Below are 18,098 nucleotides of genomic sequence, written 5' to 3'. Positions count from 1 at the left end.
TACACTTTTTTAGGTATCAATTAAAAAAATTGAATCATTTTTAATAAATGATTGTTTTACATTAATTTATTTTTTAAATATTCTTTCTGGTCTATTTTTATTGCACAAACCTGATTGACAATTGGATTTTTTAAACACAAATTATGAAACGTAAAAATTAAAATTAACATGAAAACGTATCATAAAAGGAGTTTTATCATGTTGGAGTTAGAAACAGGCTCAAACACCACTATGGATAGTCAAGGTACAACCCACAGCTCAAGCCATGGTGTCAAATTGTTGAATTCACTGGTATGTGGTCAGTCGCATACAGCTCAGCAGGATTTTCGTACGGTTTATCATGCCATCACGGATGAGCCAATTTACCAGGTCAGCAGTCATGGTTTAAATATGCAAGCAGTCGTTGACTATGCCAAACAGCATGGTGCAAACATTGCCTCATGGACCTTCCACCAGCGTGCCAATGCATTGAAACAGGTCGCACAATATCTGCTTGAACGTAAAGAACAGTATTATGAATTAGCCAAAGCCACTGGCTGTACCCGTAAGGATGCCTGGATTGATATTGAAGGCGGGATCGCGACTCTGTTTGCTTATTCAAGTCTGGTACGTCGTGAATTGAGCGATGAAACCGCCCTGGTTGAAGACAGCTGGATTCCATTATCCAAGCATGGAACTTTTGGTGCCAAACATATTCTGACCGCCAAAGCCGGCATTGCCGTTCATATCAATGCATTTAACTTCCCGATTTGGGGCATGCTGGAAAAAATCGCACCGACACTTTTGGCCGGTGTCCCGTGCATTGTCAAACCGGCGACCGAAGGCGCTGAGCTCACACACGCAGTGGTTAAAGATATTCATGAGAGTGGTTTCTTGCCTGAGGGTGCCTTACAACTCATCTGTGGTCAGACCTATGATTTATTTAATTATCTAGGGCCACAAGACACAGTTACGTTTACTGGTTCGGCATCAACTGGGCAAAAATTGCGTGCACATCCTCACCTGAACCAATATTCCATTCCGTTTAGTATGGAAGCGGATTCCGTGAATAGCGCCATTCTCACTCCGCAAGCCGATGACGAAACCATTGACCTGTTTGTGCGTGAAGTCTTCCGTGAAATGACCACCAAAGCGGGCCAGAAATGTACCGCAATCCGCCGTGCCTTCGTTCCGGCAGAATTACTGGAAACCGTACAAAGCCGTTTAGTAACCAAATTACAGAAAGTGGTGGTGGGTAATCCTGAATGGGAACAGGTCACCATGGGTGCACTGGCCAGCGTAAAACAAAAACAGGATGTCGCCAGCAAAGTCGAACAGCTGAGCCAAGAAGCAGAAATTGTATTAGGTAGTCATTTACGCCACGATTTCACAATTCAGGCAGACCAAGCCGAACGCGGCGCCTTTTATCCGCCGACCTTACTGGTCTGCAAGCAACCGACGACTGCACAAAATATTCATCAAGTTGAAGCCTTTGGCCCAGTAGCGACCTTGATGCCCTATCAGGATGTACAAGAGTTGGCGGTCTTGGTCGCGCGTGGTGAAGGCAGCTTGGTGGCCTCCATCGTACGCCATCCAGAGGAAAATATTGAAGCGATTATTGCCAAGATTGCACCATGGCACGGACGTCTGCATATTCTCGATGCGAAAAGCGCCAAAGAAAGTACTGGACATGGCTCGCCATTGCCCTATCTGGTGCATGGTGGTCCGGGTCGTGCCGGTGGGGGTGAAGAGCTCGGTGGACTGCGTGCGGTAAAACACTATATGCAACGCACCGCCATTCAAGGTTCTCCAGACGCCCTGACCCAAGTAGGCCATAGCTGGACAGCCGGTTCACAGGTTTTTGAAGATCGCGTGCATCCGTTTAAAAAGTCTTTTGATGAATTGCGCGTTGGTGAACGCCTGCTGACTGCACGCCGAACCATTACCGAATCCGATGTGGTAAATTTTGCCGGTTTGAGTGGTGATTATTTCTATGCACATATGGACAAAATTGCTGCGGCTGAGTCATTGTTTGGCGAACGGGTTGCACATGGTTATTTTGTGGTTTCAGCAGCGGCTGGTCTGTTTGTCGATGCAGCACAAGGTCCGGTGATTGCTAACTATGGTATGGACAACCTGCGCTTCGTTGAACCGGTGAAAATTGGCGATACCATTCAGGTTGAACTCACCTGCAAGCAGAAAACGCCAAAACAGCTGAAAGATCCAACACAAAAACCGCATGGTGTGGTGGTGTGGGACATCAAAGTGAAAAATCAGCATGACCAGTTGGTGGCTACCTACGATATTTTGACCCTGGTTGAACGCGCAGCTTAACTGAACCCACCTCTAAAAAGGAATCTTTTGATTCCTTTTTTTTATTATTAATAAAATATCGTGTCATTTTTGGATATTTTTATTGACGATCGAAAATTTAATGCCTACATTAGATAAAGACGATACGTTGAAAAACAAATATTAAAAACAAAAGTATCATAATTCCACATACTCATCACAGGAAGATGAATGATGAATGATAAAACCCTAGAAATAGATGTGGTTGAAAGGAACACCCCATCTGAAATAACAACTTTTGAGCAAGCAGCCTCTGCCGATCAAGCCATTACTACACCAACAGAAATGACTGCAAATAAAACCAGCTCATATCAGTGGTATGTGGTGGTGATCTGTATGGTGGCCTACATCCTGTCTTTTGTAGACCGCCAGATTCTGTCACTGATGATCGAACCGATTAAACATGATTTGATGCTCAGTGACACGCAATTCAGCTTGTTACAAGGTTTGGCATTTTCCCTATTTTATGCCTTTATGGGCGTGCCAATTGCAGCACTGGCTGACAAGAAATCCCGTGTTAAAATTATCGCTGTCGGTATTGCCTTCTGGAGCTTTGCCACCGCAGCTTGTGGCTTAAGCAAGAACTTTATTCAAATGTTCCTGGCTCGTTTAGGTGTGGGTGCAGGTGAAGCAGCATTATCCCCGGCATTTTATTCCATCGTGGCGGATTTATTCCCGAAAGAAAAATTAGGCCGTGCGTTAGGTCTGTATGCGATTGGTGCATTCATTGGTTCGGGTCTGGCATTTTTAATCGGCGGTTATGTCATCGGTTTACTGAAAGATGTGGATCAAATTATCCTACCGGTCATTGGTCAAGTGAAAACCTGGCAACTTACCTTTATGATTGTCGGTTTACCGGGTGTTTTACTAGCGCTGGTGATGATTCTGACCATCAAAGAACCCACCCGTAAAGGTTTGAAAATGGGTCAGGACGGAGTTGTCGTTAAAGCCTCATTCGCCAACTCGATCGCGTTTATCAAAACCCATAAAAAGACCTTTTTCTGTCACTTCATCGGTTTTTCTTTCTATACCATGATGCTGTATTCACTATTGGGTTGGGCACCTGCCTACTACATGCGCCATTTTGGCTTAACCGCGAGTGAAACAGGTTATATCTTGGGTACGATTATTCTAGTAGCAAACACTTCAGGTGCATTATTCTGTGGCTGGCTCATCGACTTCTTCTCGAAAAAAGGTTATAGCGATGCTGCGATCCGTAGCGGGATGATTGGTTGTGCAGCCCTGATTATTCCGAGTGTCTTGTTTACTCAAGTCGATAATATGCAGCTGTCATTTGCCTTGATCTTTGTGGCGATGTTCTTCTCAACCTTCCCGATTCCAGCATCAGCTGCAGCCACACAAATGCTGACACCAAACCAGTTACGTGCTCAGGTGTCGGCAAAATTCCTGCTGATCTCTAACCTGATCGCTCTTGGTGTCGGGACAACCGCAGTTGCCCTAATTACGGATAAGTATTTCCAAAACACCTTGTTAGTCGGCAATTCAATTTCGATTGTGAATGCCGTTGCAGGTGTACTGGGCGTATTCTTGCTGTATAAAGGTTGCCAATACTACCGTGAAAGTATGCAGCACGAAAAATTAAATTAAGCGGTACACAAAAGAATTAAATCGATTTAAATAACACCCTGAGTGGCGGATTTATGATCCAAATCGAAGGGTGTTTTTATTTGGCTGGGCTGCTCTGCATCATCCGTCTACCGATGATCCTTCCTTGAATCGGCGTGATTTTCTTATGATTCGATAGTTATAAGAAACTTTATTTTTCACACAGCAAAATTTATACTAAAGTCTTAGACATGGCAGACGTTCTTATTGTTGTTGCACCTGATAAAAATAAAATAAAAACCTCTTCACCTCAGCAACACTTCTTTCTTATACACAATAAGTCGACCTGTTCATGCGGTTCTCTACATCAAAGGTCAATCATGAACACTCCAGCTGATGCTCGGTTATGGAATAGATTTTTTCTATTCTGTTTGCTCAATAATATGTTCCTCTTCATTTTTTACTTTGCCCAGACCGCCATTCTGCCGGTCTATATTGTGAATGAGCTCGGTGGAAGCATTGCCCAAGCAGGGCTAGCCATGACTTTATTTATGGCTTCCTCAATTGCCGTTCGCCCATTCAGTGGTCTGATCATTGAAAAATTTGGCAAGAAAAAAACCTTTTTTGTTTCTGAGCTCGCCTTCTGTCTTTTTGCTTTTATCTATTTGCTGGCAGATGACCTGACCACGTTACTGATTATCCGCTTTTTGCATGGGATCTGGTTCAGTATTCTAACTACTGTGTGTGTCCCGATCGCGAATGACTATATCCCTGAACAACGCAAAGGCGAAGGCATGGGATACTTCGTCATGTCGATTAATTTAGGATTGGTGTTGGGGCCATTACTAGGCTTGAGTTTTATTAGTCTACTTGGCTACTCAACCCTTACCTTATTGCTTGCAGCTGTGATCTGTTTAGGCTTTGTCTGCTGTCTGATGATCCCGATTAAAGAAACACCTAAACGAGAGCAAGTAACAAAAGAAAAGCTGTCTATCCACGATTTTGTAGAAAAGCGTGCCCTCCCGGCTTCATTGATGGTGCTGTTTGCGGGTTTTAGCTATTCCAGTATTATGGCTTTCATCTCAACTTTTGCCGAATCCAAGCATTTATTGAGTTATGCCGGTTTGTTCTTCTTAGTGTTTGCCATTTCAATGATCAGTGTGCGGCCTTTCACCGGACGGTTGTATGATCGCAAAGGTCCCAATCTGATCGTTTATCCATCTATGGTCTTTTTTGCGATTGGGCTGGCAATTCTCAGTCAGATGGAAACACTCACGGGCTTATTGATTAGTGCCATTTTCGTCGGTGTTGGTTTTGGTTCTGTACAACCGTGTCTGCAAACCCTGGCCATTCAGCGCTCACCCAAAAATCGTATTGGGCATAGCACCTCGACTTTCTTTACCTGTTACGATACCGGGATTGCCTTAGGTTCAATTCTACTCGGATTAGTGATTGCAAAGTTTAACTATGAAGTGATGTACCTGCTCTGTGCCGGACTAACACTGGGTAGTCTATTGTTCTATAAATTTGTAGTGGATCAACAAAAGGCTGTCGCTTGATTTCCTAAACACAGGTTTCATCTTTAGCAAGATCAAAGCAATGCAATAAAAAAGCCTATCTAATTAAGATAGGCTTTTTGCTTAACAACCTGTCAATTTTTCGGGCTGCGGTTTTTCATCGGGAAAGAAAGTTGGACGTAATTTTACGCCGACACTATTACCGATAAATGCAAATACCAACCAGAGCCAGCCGTGCAAACTGCCTGAAGCAATACCGCTAAAATAAGCACCAATATTACAGCCATAGGCCAATCGCGCACCATAGCCTAATAACAAACCGCCCAAAATGGCCGCCATTAAAGAACGTTTTGGAATATTGAAATTCGGTGCAAATTTACCGGCCAAACTGGCAGCCAATAAGGCACCGAGCATGATGCCAAAATTCATCATGGAGGTAATATCAAACCATAAGGATTGCGCCAAAGCTTTGGCATTCCCCGGTTGCTGCCAATAAGCCCAGCCCGAAACATCCAGCCCCAACCACACAGCTGGTTTCGCAGCCCATACCGCAAGCGCAGAGGTCACTCCCCAAGGACGGCCAGCCAAAGCCAGCGTTGCAAAGTTGAGCAATGTAAGCAGAACACCGCCCCAAATTAAAGGCCAAGGTCCACGTAGGAAACGCGTCCAACCTTCAGCTTGATTTTGCGGTTCAGTTTCCAAACTGCCATGACGTTTCTTTTCGAAATAAATACTCAACCAGGCGATCAAAGCAAAAATCGTGAAGCTCAAGGCTAAAGCTGGAACGACACCAAAACTTTTAACGAGCGAGATCGGTTCTAAATGAGGCAGATTAAACCACCAATCAATATGCGAAGTGGCAATCAGCGAACCGATACAGAAAAACAGTAACGTCACCAGCATGCGTGCGCTGCCCCCACCAACTGTATATAAAGTACCTGAAGCACATCCACCACCCAACTGCATACCGATGCCAAAAATAAATGCACCAATCATGACAGACATGGAAACAGGATTTACATTCCCTTTGACCGGATGACCAAACAACTCACCAGCACCCAGAGCAGGAAAAAACAGTAATACGGCTAGCGCTAACATGATCATTTGTGCCCGTAGCCCACGCCCTCGACGTTCTTTAATAAACACCCGCCAGCTTGAAGTGAAACCAAACGATGCATGATAGAGCGTCATCCCCAATGCTCCGCCAATCAGGAACAAGAGCGCTTGGTTTAAACTTACGATTTGATAAGTAGCAACACTACCCGCCAGAATTAAAAATAAAGCAATCCAGACCGATACATTTGATCGTTCTAATGGTGCAGCAATAGCAGACATGAGAGATAGAAAATAGCACTAAAGTGGTGCTATTTTACGTGATAAATCACGCAAAACGATTTGCAAAACCATATATTATGTTTTTTATCATTAGGTATATCTGATTAAATATATTAGTTAAACTGATTTAAATAGTGTTATTTATTCATCCTTTGTGATGTATGACAAGTTTTTTTGATGCCCTAAACCGAATCCAAAATAAAAAAGCATCAACCTGGTTGATGCTTTTTCTGATCAAATCAGCGACTAAACCTTTTCAATCTGCTCAGTTTCTTCATCACGCATAATGCTCAGACTGGCAAATGGATCGACAGCTTGCTGGCTATCATCCTCAACGTTATCCTTGTTCAGTTTGATCTGTAAACGGACTGCATTGGCAGAGTCTGCGTTACGGATCGCTTCCTCATCCGTAATAGCATCTTTTTGGTACAAATCAAATAAAGCTTGGTCAAAGGTCTGCATACCCAGTTCACGTGATTTTGCCATGATTTCTTTGAGGACGTGGAACTGGCCTTTCAGGATATTTTCCGACATCAGTGGTGTATTAATCATGATTTCCACTGCCGCACGACGTCCTTTACCATCTTTGGTGCGGATCAAACGCTGCGAAATAATCGCTTTCATATTGGCTGATAAATCCATCAACAATTGATTACGACGCTCTTCCGGGAAGAAGTTGATAATACGGTCCAAAGCCTGGTTGGCATTGTTGGCATGCAAGGTGGCAAGACATAAGTGTCCGGTTTCTGCAAAGGCAATGGCATGTTCCATGGTTTCTGTATCACGAATCTCACCAATCAGGATTACATCAGGAGCCTGACGCAGGGTGTTTTTCAGGGCATTGTGCCAAGAGTGACAATCCACGCCCACTTCACGATGCGTAATCATGGATTTTTTATGCTTGTGTACATATTCCACTGGATCTTCTACAGTAATGATATGCCCTGCAGAATTTTCATTACGGTGGTCAATCATTGCCGCCAGAGATGTAGATTTACCTGATCCTGTTCCGCCTACCATCAGAACCAGACCACGCTTGGTCATGATGATGTCTTTTAACACTTCAGGTAATTTCAGACTTTCAAATTTTGGAATATCCGCCGTAATGGTACGGATAACCATGCCGACATTTTGCTGCTGAATAAACACATTGACACGAAAACGGGAAACATCTGGAACAGAAATCGCAAAGTTACATTCAAAGTCACGTTCAAACTCTTGACGCTGTTTGTCGTTCATTAAACTGTAGGCAAAGATTTTGGTCTGTTCAGGAACAAGTGGTTGCTGGCTGACCTGTTTCATTAAACCCTGATGCTTGATACTCGGAGGAAAGTCCGCAGTGATGAACAAATCTGAGCCACCGAATTCAACCACTTTGGTCAGCATATGGAACATATATCGGCGAGCTTCTTCGAGCTTTTCAGGACTAAACATTGTTTTTATTCCAGCTAAAAAATTAATTTTATGTGGGTGTTAAAAAAATTACTACAAAAAAACAACGATAAAACAACAACATATTTTAGAGATTTTATTAAATAAAAATCATTTTATTATTTTTCTGTGATTCGATTTACATAAAAATCATCTAAATAGCGCCTAACACGCTATTCAGATGATGAAAAATTAAGCTCAAGCCAATGGCTCTAAACATTGCTGACGCATGTGTACAGCAATATCAGTCAATAACTGTTCAGTTTTTTCCCACCCCAGACAGCCATCGGTTACCGATTGCCCATATTGCATATCAGATGAAATTTTCTGCTGGCCATCGACCAAATGACTTTCTAGCATAACCCCGCGGACATGGGTTTGTTCACGTTCCGCAATAATCGTGCGTAGTACTTCAGGTTGCAATAATGGATTCTTGGCACTGTTTCCGTGGGAACAGTCAATCATTAACGCTGGAAGTTGTGTTTTGCATTGGCTTCTCATTTTCTCAATTTCACTGCATTGATAATTTGGCCCAGTATTGGAGCCACGTAAAATCAAGTGTGGTAGAGGATTTCCATTGCTGTGTAAAACACTCGGCAAACCTTGTTGGCTCATACCTAAAAATTGATGGGCATTTTGTGCGGATTGAATGGCATCTAAAGCGATCTGGATTGAGCCATCTGTACCATTCTTAAAGCCGATACTATACGGCATATGGCTGGAGATCTCACGGTGGATTTGAGATTCACTGGTTCTCGCCCCGATTGCGCCCCAAGCCAACAAATCATCAAAATAGCCCGTCGCCAATGGACTTAAAATTTCGCTGGCAATCGGCAAACCCATTTCAATGAATTGTAAATACAGTTGACGAGATTGCTGTAACCCATGCTGCAAATCAGATGAGCCATCCAGATGAGGATCATACAAAAATCCTTTCCAACCGATCGTGGTTCGTGGTTTTTCAATATAGGCACGCATCACGAGAAAAATCTGGTCATTGAGCTCAATTTGTAATTGTTTTAATTTTTCAGCGTATTCCAGCACAGCTTCAGGATCATGAATGGAACATGGTCCGGTAATCACCAGTAGGCGTGAATCTTTTCCGCCCAGAATATTCTGGATCGTCTGGCGGTGCTGTGCAATCTGTTCGGCCAGGGTGGCTGATAACGGATATTGTTGTTTCAGTTGATGCGGCGTACTAAGCAGTACTTCGGTGTTGGATGGAGAGATAAGCGCAGAATTTACAGCATTCATGAAAGTTTCCTTCGGACGTTTCAGGTCGTCCGCATATTTATTTAATCGTCTTGGGTCTATTTGGTGTGGTCTTGGTCATCCAGTTAAAACCATAAAAATTGCTAAAATATGAATAAGATAATCTGTTCATTACAGATTCCTCGTATTTTACTTAAACGCTAGACATAAAAAAAACCTGACCGGGTTGCCGATCAGGTTTTCTAGACTCAAGATGGGCAACCTTTTCTTTGCCCGAACACACTCAGGCAATCATCTAAACTGCCAAAAATAAAAATAAGCGTGTGACATTACAGGTTGCTTGCGCATCTTGAGTTCAAGTATTTAGTTAAATTCAGTTTTCTAAAATACGACGAGTTTGCGGCTTTGACAAGACAGATGGATATAAAAATCCATTTTTTATCCCATTCAAGTCGATTACGTATACAATATTCCCATTTTTTCACCTCCCAATCACGGCGTAACTCGCAAATAAGTGGCCGTTCAGAATCAAGACCTTTCACCTAAGCAGCGTCTTATTAGGTATAGACTCATTTCATTTTTCTGGGATAAAAGCAAAATTCATCACATCCCAAATATATTTTGCAAAATGTATTTTAAAAACTCTTTAAAATGCTATTTTTCATCTTAAGTGCATTACCAAACATTACAATCGCTCAAGTACATGCACATGTTATCTTTAGAGAAAATCGCTCGATCAGCATGAAAATAATTTAAAATGACCAATAAAAAACAGGTGTATTGTTTATTTATGTCGATGACTGCTTTAAGCCTGTGGGGCTGTTCATTACCTGAGAATCAGGCACAACCTGAGCCTCCAATTGCTGTATTGGCGGATCATTGGCTGGATTCACCGCATGTAGATGAATATCTCACTCGACAACTGACGGCTTATACTTCGCTCGACGATGCTTTTTTAAGTATTGCTTCACGGATTTATTTGATCCGGCACGCCAAACAACATCTCGATTTACAATATTACATCTGGAAAAATGATTTTATTGGTCAGTTGATGCTGGCGGAACTGTTAAAGGCCGCGGATCGCGGGGTAAAAATCCGGCTGTTACTGGATGATCAGAATGAAACTCAACTGGATCATGTATTGAGGGCACTGGCACAGCATCCAAATTTTCAAATCAAACTATTTAATCCATATATGGGCCGCCGTTTCCGGGCTTATGATTATCTGTTCCGGTTTGAACATGCCAATCGCCGTATGCATAACAAGCTGATTATTGCCGATGGGGCCATTGCGGTAACGGGTGGGCGTAATATCAGCAGTGAATATTTTGATGCGAGTTATGATTTCCAGTTTGCCGATATGGATATTCTGTTTTATGGCACGGCTGTACATATGGCCAATCAGGTTTTTCGCGAGTTCTGGAATGATCCCCTGAGTTATTCAGTGCAACAATGGCTGGAAATGGATGATTCGATGGCAATTGAAAAACTGCGTGCTGAATATACCTCCTTATTAGAAAAGCCTCATGCCACCAATGAGCAGCTCAAAAAAGCCGAAAAACGCTTAGCGGTGAGACTGAAAAGTCAGAATTTACGTTGGGCCAAAGCCCATTTTGTGGCTGACTCACCTGAAAAAATACGTGGCCAGGCACAGGATCAACAGCTGATCTACCATCAAATGATTGAGTTGATGGGCTTTCCAGCACAGCATATGGAGCTGGTTTCCGCGTATTTTGTGCCCACTGAATTCGGCACACAATATTTAAGCCAGTTCGCCAAGAGTGGTGTCAAAATTCGCGTACTCACCAATTCATTTATGGCCAATGATGTTGCTGTCGTTCATGCTTATTACCAGCAATACCGAATTGAACTGCTTAAAAATGGCGTTGAACTCTATGAGTTCAAACATGTGCTGAAAAGAAATAAACGCAGCTGGTATGAAATCGCCACGGGTCATGTTATTCCCCCCAAAAATAAGAACAGTTCCAGCCTGCACGCCAAATTTTTTGATGTAGATGGTAAGGTATTCATTGGTTCCTTTAATTTTGATCCACGGTCGGCGCATTTAAACACCGAAGTTGGTTTAGTCGTTGAATCAGACGAATTGCAAAAGCAGATTAGTCAAAATCTGGATCATCAATTGCCTAAAATTGCCTATCAGGTGAAGCTGAATGAACAAGGTGAACTGATCTGGCTAGAACAAAAACCAGATGGTCAGGTTAAGGTTCATCAACAGGAACCAGAAATGACTGCATTCCAGCGCTGGATCATGATTCTGGTGAGCTATCTACCTTTTGAGTGGATGATGTAATTAAAACTCTCAAAGCTGCATTTCCTGCCATATAAATAAAGAAAATTAAATATTTTTAGTTCCTGCTAAACGCTTCTAGAATACCGTTGTTTAATTCCTGCAACTCCTCTTGCAATTTGTCGATTTCAGTGCCCATTTACTTTGGGCGAATCCTTTACTAGCCTAGATAACTTGCAAAATAGCTGGAAGCTCTGAGTAGATTTTTTGGAAAATGATTTTCTAAATTAGCTTTTGGAACTTAAATCGGATTAAGCAATGCATAGTCATCAATTGAATGATTATGAAAGGATTAGACAGCCTTCTTTCATTGTTCAAGCCTACTTTTATTGACTAGACTTATTCATCCGAACAACACATGGATTCTGTACAGGCTTTGAGTCCAGACAGGGATTTCTTCCACATGCTGCTGCATATGCACTGAGTAATAAGTGTGACTCAATTTATCGGACTTTGAAAATAAAGGTTAACTTGTCGTTATAGCAAATCGATTTGCTGGAAAAAATCGGCGTAGCTTTGTGCCTTTTTTTCTAGTGCCAGTGGATAAGCTCGTGATGAGGATGGCATACGGAACAATTGCAACTCACGGTCGGCGTAAAATGCTGTACTTGGCTGACCGATCGTGGGCTTGATAGTTCCTTGCGGCAATTGTTGCATGAGCGTATCGGTTGCTTTATCCCCCGTTGTCATGAGTGCGTGGCAATATGGAATCTGCTGTAGTAAATTTTCGATATTGGTCGGTGTCACAACCTGCAAAAACTGATCGGCTGCATTTCCCTTCAAACGTTTAATCTGATAAGCCGTATCAAAAATCGCAATTCCTTTTTCAGACAAAAAATCTCGAAGCAACGCTTCACGGAATTTTTTATGCGAGAGATCAAGAAAATGGTCTTTATTGTCAAAAAAAACCAGACCAAAAATCCGCCACATATCATTCTGGAAATTAGGATAATAAAATGGCATTTTCCAGCGTTCAGCGGGAGGTGGAAAACTCCCCAGCATCAACAAACGGGCATTCGCGGGCAAGAAAGGCGCTAAAGGATGGGTTTCAATCACCAACTTAGACATTTTAAATCCTTAGACAACAATTTAAATGAGTTTATCGCCTTTTTTCAACATGCCACTTGTCAAATTGTTACGCCCTGTACAAACATGCATAGAGCTTGAACAAACTCGGTATTTTAATGTTTACAGCCAGGTCAGTAATTCAGGTCGGATGGCTTTAATAAAATGATGCTCATTTAAACTGAGTAATTGCGGTTGATCCCCCACCAAACGCAGGCTGGTGATGCTGGTGTTGGTAATTGCCCAGTTTAATGCAAAGGTTTTTTCAGGACTCAAGCCCAGAATACTTCCGGTCGCAACTGAAATCACGCCTCCTGAAGTGAAAATGACTGCATAACGAGGCTTGCTCTGTTGCAGCGTCGTACAGAGTTGTTGAAGTGCATTTTCCACTCGATGCTTGAAATGAGGCCAAGACTCATCATACTCATGGTGATATGCACCTCCTGTCCAGCGTTGAATGGCTCCTTCAAAAAATTTTGCCAGATAATCACGTGGATTCGTGGCTTGTGCGACATCGGCTTTGAGCAATTCGGGTTGCTGGAAGCGCGGTTCATAGCGAGCAAAAACCTGCTCATGGTTAAATTCGTTCCATTCTGGTCGAATCTGAATTTCAGCTTCAGGGAAACATTCTTCCAATGCTATTTGCGCCGTCTGCTGATGACGTTGCATGCCTCCTGAAATTACAAACGGTGTTTCTTTTAAAATCTGGTTGAAGTACTGACCCAATAACTTGGCCTGTAATTCTCCATTGGGAGAAAGTTGATCATAACTCTCCGCACCAAATGAAGCCTGGCCATGGCGTACCAAATAAATTGTGGTCATGGTTTTAAAATACCTTGTAGTTTTTGCTTATAGCGCTGCGCTAGTTCATGGTCTTTTAATTTATGTTGTGCGATGAGTTTTAAGGCACGTACATGTAAAGCCTGCACCACCATCCAGAAGTTTTTAACCGCTGGATTAGCACTATGTTTATGGAAATAACGATAGTAAATCTGTTGGGTCACTACGGCTAAACGGAACAGACCAAAAACTTCATAGAAGGTCCAGTTTTCAGGGGATAAACCGGTTTTTTCCAGATAGTACTCAACCACCTGTTTGCGAGTGAACATCCCGGCCATATGAGTGGGCTGACGCCGCGTCGATTTAAAAATCATGTTATCCGTCGGCTCTACCCAATACGCAAGCGCTGTACCCAATTCCATAAGCGGATCGCCCAAAGTGGCCATTTCCCAGTCCAACACTCCAATAATTTCTGTCGGTTGTTGTGGGTCTAAGATCAGATTATCAAAACGCCAATCATTATGGATTAGGCAAGTGGTAGATTGCTGAGGTAAGTTTTCAAATAGCCATTTACGGACAAATTTAAAAGAAGGTACATTTAAGGTACGGGCTTTGGTGTAACGGCGATCCCAGGCTTCTAACTGGTTTCGGCAATAATTTTGGCCATCACCAAAGTTTTCTAAAGCTGTACCCTGATAAGGAACCTGGTGCAGCTGAATAAGCTTGTCCAACATGTTCACGCAAAGTTGATGGACCTGTTTTTCAGAAAAGTTTAACTCTGGTGGTAACTTACTACGCAGAATGATGCCTTTAATCCGCTTCATAATGTAGAAATCACAACCAATGACGCTGTGATCCTGACATACGGCAATCATTTCCGGTACAACCGGGTAAAAATCGGCAAGGTTTTTCTGGATCTGGAATTCACGCACGACATCATGTGCCCTATTGATTTTATGTCCTTTAGGAGGACGTCGTAACACCAAGTCAATATTTTCGTATCGTAGGCGGTAGGTCCAATTGGATTTCCCTCCAGAGTATTGGGTGACAATAGCCTCACCCTGCAAATCAATGCCTTGTGTTTTTAGCCACTGCTCGACTGCTAAAATATCGAGTTCTTCTCCAGGACGTATTTTGCCGCCTACATCAATCAGTGACATATTGATATCCTTGTTTTTGGTTTGTTTCTTTGTATTGCAACATTTTGCCAGCTCATTTTTATTCTTGCTATTAGATTTTTAAGTTGTTTTTGGATTTTATTTTAAATTATTTTTTAGTTTGCTTAGGCTATTTTTACTCATAAAACACTGCGCCTTTACATGGGGCTGAATTTTGAGCTATGCTATTTAAAATTAGTTACCCTAGTTAACCATCTAAAAAATGATCTCTCCTGAACCGACTTTCCGGGCTTTATTATTACGTAGCGCCCGTTTATTCAGCGATGAAATTAATCTCATTTTGCAGCCTCATCAGCTTAATTACTCGCTATGGCAAGTGATGTATGTCATTTCTCGACATCCAGACTGCACCTCGATTGAAATTGCATATTATTTGAATGTTTCCAAACCCTCAATCGCCAAACGTATTCATACCCTGCAACAGTTGGGTCTGGTGGGCTTACAAGAAGCTACAGACAGGCGTGAAAAAAAGCTGAGACTTTCAGATCACGGCGAGGTGCTCTATACGACCTGCTCCGTCTCGATTCAACAGCTAGAAAACTCGCTGTTAACACATTTAACCACTCAGCAAGTGGAGAACAGCAAAGCAAGTTTTGAAATTCTGATCCAAGCCTTATTATCCTTCAAGGCGGATAACCCATGACTGTCACCTCCTCTTCTCCCACTTTATGGTCACGAAATTTTCTTTTGATCAGTGCGATCAATTTCCAATTGGTCCTCATTTTTTATTTTCTAGTGGTTGTAATTGTAGGATATGCCGTACATGAGCTGGGGGCATCCACTGCACAAGCAGGTTTAATTTCAGGCCTGTTTATTATTGGTACACTGCTCGGACGTTTATTGATTGCACAATTCTTACAGTATTTGGGCTATAGAACGACACTGCTGTTGGGCTTAGTGGGATTCCTGCTAAGTTCAGGTCTCTATTTTATTCATGCAGGTGTCACGTTCCTGCTGGCTGTACGCATGCTGCATGGCTTTACGATGGGGATTGCTTCAACCGTTTTAGGCACCTTAATTGCACAAACTATTCCCGCTGCACGACGTGGCGAAGGAATCGGTTATTACAGTATGAGTAGTACCTTAGGAACAGCTATCGGTCCATTTCTGGCCATTTGGATGAGCCTACATGTGTCTTATTCCGTGATTTTCGGCTTATCCAGTATGTTAGCTTTTAACTGCTTGACCTGTGGTATATTGATCAAAGTGACACCTCATACACATGCCAATCAAGCAACAATATCACCTCTAAAGACTGAAAAGCAGCCATGGTTTGCCCAGTTCTTAGAACCAAAAGCTTTACCGATTGCATGGATTGTTCTCATCACTGCGACCTGTTATTCAGGTGTGCTGTCTTTTATTCATTTTTATGCACAGAACCTCAAACTTGAAGAAGCTGCATCGGTCTTCTTTTTGATGTATGCCATTGCGATTTTACTTTCTCGACCATTGACAGGTAAGCTGGTCGACCGTCGTGGTGAAAATGTAGTGATGTACCCTGCCTTGCTGATTTTTTCTGTCGCTTTGTTATTACTGAGTCAGGTACAGCAGGCGTGGATGTTATTATTCTGTGCAGGGTTGTTAGGCCTAGGCTTTGGTAATATTCAATCCGTCTGTCAGACGATTGCCGTGAAAAGTACCTCATTACAACGTATGGGTTTAGCCACGTCAACTTTCTTTATTTTTCTGGATGCCGGATTAGGTTTTGGCCCGTTTGTACTTGGTAAATTGTTAAATTTCATCAGCTATAGCCAATTGTATTTAGCCTCTGGCGTGATGGCGCTGATTTGTCTCGGCTTTTATTATGTTCTACATGGTAAACACACTCGTCTTTCATCCCACTAGAACGGTCATAATAGATGTGTTTAATCATTAAAAAGCCCATCGAACCTTCTTTTAAGTTAATGAGCTTTTTAAGCTGCGTAGAATAATTTTGACAACTTATTGGAACACTTTAAAGCGTTCCGCATCATCCATAAAACTCTTTTCCCCTGCTGGTGCTTCAATTGAACCAAAGACCAATTGTGCACGTAATTTCCAGTTCGCCGGCACATTCCATGTGGCTTGTACTTTTTCATCAACCAATGGATTATAGTGCTGCAAAGAAGCACCTATCCCGATTGTACTTAAGGCCGTCCACGTCGCAAATTGGGCAATCCCCGTAGAATGTTCAGACCAGACCGGGAAATTATCGGCATACAGTGGAAACTGCTGTTGCATGCTCTTCACGACATCCTGATCTTCAAAGAACAAGACTGTACCGAAACCTGCAGCAAAACTGTCAATTTTTGCACTGGTTTTTGCAGCCGCCTCTTTATCTTTGGCAAATGCTTTAAGTGCATCTTTGACGATATTCCAAAATTTTTGATGTTGATCATTAAACAGAATGACCGCACGTGAGGATTGTGAATTAAAGGCCGAGGGGCTGAGTTTGATTGTATTTTGAATAAATTCAGTTAATTGTTCTGGAGTTTGTTTTACATGCTTACCAATCGCATAAATGCTACGGCGTTTTTCAATTATTTCTAAAAAGTGGTTTGACATTTTTATACTCCCTTTGATATTTACCCGAGAAATTTGTTAACAGTAGATTTTATTGACAAGTAAAACTAAACAAAACGTCAAAATTTATTTCATTTGGTTTTCTTTTTACTTTAGCTGATTAGGACGTTGATTTTGTATAAAATTTGATAAGTTTTTGAATGTGAGATTATTTTCTATTTAAAAATCAATGTATGCTTAGGCTATTTTTAGACAATAAAAATGTCAGCCGCTTTGACTGACATTTTCCTGCGGTTATTAGAATTTGCTCAGAAGCACTTGTTCGCTAAGTTGACCTTTCCAGAAATCACGTAAAGTCGGTAAATAGAATTTTTCGCCCAATTCAACCAACTCAGCATCGATTAATGCATGAATTTCGTGCATAAATAGGTAATCTAGCTGTAACGTTGTTAATTGCGGTTGCGTCTGAGTCAGCTCTTTACGTTTAAGTTGGGCACGCTTTACCAATTGATCAGCGAATTCTTTATCCTTATACTGTTTCAATGCATTCAAACGTAACTCAATTACTCCCCACCCACTCAGCAGTAATTTGAAACATTCAAAATCTTCGCTTGTTGATTCCCAGGTCATTTGTTCCAGATTTTCATCCTGAGGCAAGACCGGAAGCAGCAGCTCCATAACACTCGGAAAAATCTTCTTAAAATTCAGGATAAATTTAACAGGATGCTCACCCGGATAATCCTTAAATTGAACTTGTTTCTGAACATCCGTTAAATAAATATCAAGCATAGTACATCATCAGCAGTTAGTTTCTGCCGGTATTGTACGCATTTATCCCGGAGATAAAAACCACTGATGATGATTCCGATCATT

14 protein-coding genes are annotated in these 18,098 nt (G+C 42.0%); 6 read left to right on the top strand and 8 right to left on the bottom strand.

Features of this window, described 5'->3' with window-relative positions; all coding sequences use genetic code 11:
* Positions 1–198 precede the first annotated feature (198 nt).
* The 3 genes from paaZ to PAE54_RS08360 all read left to right on the top strand — a co-directional run bounded on the left by paaZ (position 199) and on the right by PAE54_RS08360 (position 5,456).
* Complete coding sequence (paaZ, locus tag PAE54_RS08370; RefSeq protein ID WP_326519091.1) at positions 199–2,313, top strand: phenylacetic acid degradation bifunctional protein PaaZ; 2,115 nt, start codon at positions 199–201, stop codon at positions 2,311–2,313.
* 189 nt (positions 2,314–2,502) lie between these two features.
* Entirely contained in the window at positions 2,503–3,939 is a 1,437-nt protein-coding gene (locus tag PAE54_RS08365) for a spinster family MFS transporter (RefSeq protein ID WP_326519090.1), read from the top strand.
* Positions 3,940–4,277: 338 nt separating this feature from the next.
* Positions 4,278–5,456: an MFS transporter gene (locus PAE54_RS08360; RefSeq protein WP_442784393.1), complete on the top strand. Its 1,179-nt coding sequence runs from the start codon at positions 4,278–4,280 to the stop codon at positions 5,454–5,456.
* An 81-nt stretch (positions 5,457–5,537) separates the two neighbouring features.
* Here PAE54_RS08360 and PAE54_RS08355 read toward each other — a convergent pair whose 3' ends face one another.
* The 3 genes from PAE54_RS08355 to PAE54_RS08345 form a co-directional block, all read right to left on the bottom strand.
* Positions 5,538–6,749 (bottom strand): YeeE/YedE family protein, encoded by a 1,212-nt coding sequence (locus PAE54_RS08355; RefSeq protein WP_326519088.1) that lies wholly within the window; start codon positions 6,747–6,749, stop codon positions 5,538–5,540.
* 246 nt (positions 6,750–6,995) lie between these two features.
* Positions 6,996–8,183: a PilT/PilU family type 4a pilus ATPase gene (locus PAE54_RS08350; RefSeq protein ID WP_326519087.1), complete on the bottom strand. Its 1,188-nt coding sequence runs from the start codon at positions 8,181–8,183 to the stop codon at positions 6,996–6,998.
* A 195-nt stretch (positions 8,184–8,378) separates the two neighbouring features.
* On the bottom strand, positions 8,379–9,434 hold the full coding sequence (locus PAE54_RS08345) for a 3-deoxy-7-phosphoheptulonate synthase (RefSeq protein ID WP_326519086.1): 1,056 nt from the start codon (positions 9,432–9,434) through the stop codon (positions 8,379–8,381).
* A 748-nt stretch (positions 9,435–10,182) separates the two neighbouring features.
* On the opposite strand from PAE54_RS08345, the gene PAE54_RS08340 reads away from it, so the two are divergent.
* Positions 10,183–11,703, top strand: a complete 1,521-nt coding sequence (locus PAE54_RS08340) for a phospholipase D family protein (protein WP_326519085.1) — start codon at positions 10,183–10,185, stop codon at positions 11,701–11,703.
* 474 nt (positions 11,704–12,177) lie between these two features.
* Here PAE54_RS08340 and PAE54_RS08335 read toward each other — a convergent pair whose 3' ends face one another.
* The 3 genes from PAE54_RS08335 to PAE54_RS08325 all read right to left on the bottom strand — a co-directional run bounded on the left by PAE54_RS08335 (position 12,178) and on the right by PAE54_RS08325 (position 14,705).
* Complete coding sequence (locus tag PAE54_RS08335; RefSeq protein WP_326519084.1) at positions 12,178–12,768, bottom strand: uracil-DNA glycosylase family protein; 591 nt, start codon at positions 12,766–12,768, stop codon at positions 12,178–12,180.
* Positions 12,769–12,888: 120 nt separating this feature from the next.
* On the bottom strand, positions 12,889–13,587 hold the full coding sequence (locus PAE54_RS08330; protein ID WP_326519083.1) for a histidine phosphatase family protein: 699 nt from the start codon (positions 13,585–13,587) through the stop codon (positions 12,889–12,891).
* The gene (locus tag PAE54_RS08325; RefSeq protein WP_326519082.1) at positions 13,584–14,705 is read right to left on the bottom strand and encodes a phosphotransferase family protein; all 1,122 of its coding nucleotides are present in this window, start codon (positions 14,703–14,705) and stop codon (positions 13,584–13,586) included. The genes PAE54_RS08330 and PAE54_RS08325 overlap by 4 nt, the downstream gene beginning before the upstream one ends.
* Positions 14,706–14,925: 220 nt before the next feature.
* On the opposite strand from PAE54_RS08325, the gene PAE54_RS08320 reads away from it, so the two are divergent.
* Together PAE54_RS08320 and PAE54_RS08315 are read left to right on the top strand one after the other, a co-directional pair.
* On the top strand, positions 14,926–15,366 hold the full coding sequence (locus tag PAE54_RS08320) for a MarR family winged helix-turn-helix transcriptional regulator (protein WP_326519081.1): 441 nt from the start codon (positions 14,926–14,928) through the stop codon (positions 15,364–15,366).
* Positions 15,363–16,568: an MFS transporter gene (locus PAE54_RS08315; RefSeq protein WP_326519080.1), complete on the top strand. Its 1,206-nt coding sequence runs from the start codon at positions 15,363–15,365 to the stop codon at positions 16,566–16,568. Before PAE54_RS08320 ends, PAE54_RS08315 begins: the two co-directional genes overlap by 4 nt.
* 96 nt (positions 16,569–16,664) lie before the next feature.
* Here the strand turns inward: PAE54_RS08315 and PAE54_RS08310 are convergent, their stop codons facing one another.
* Positions 16,665–17,267 carry a nitroreductase family protein gene (locus PAE54_RS08310; RefSeq protein WP_326519079.1) on the bottom strand — a complete coding sequence of 201 codons (603 nt, stop codon included), beginning with the start codon at positions 17,265–17,267 and terminating at the stop codon, positions 16,665–16,667.
* Positions 17,268–17,522: 255 nt separating this feature from the next.
* Positions 17,523–18,014 (bottom strand): hypothetical protein, encoded by a 492-nt coding sequence (locus PAE54_RS08305; protein WP_326519078.1) that lies wholly within the window; start codon positions 18,012–18,014, stop codon positions 17,523–17,525.
* Positions 18,015–18,098: the final 84 nt, after the last annotated feature.

This window comes from Acinetobacter minutum (assembly GCF_035916735.1).
Classification (GTDB): domain Bacteria; phylum Pseudomonadota; class Gammaproteobacteria; order Pseudomonadales; family Moraxellaceae; genus Acinetobacter.
The sequence above is the reverse complement of the archived record's forward strand: the minus strand, read 5'-3'. Positions and strand labels throughout refer to the sequence as shown.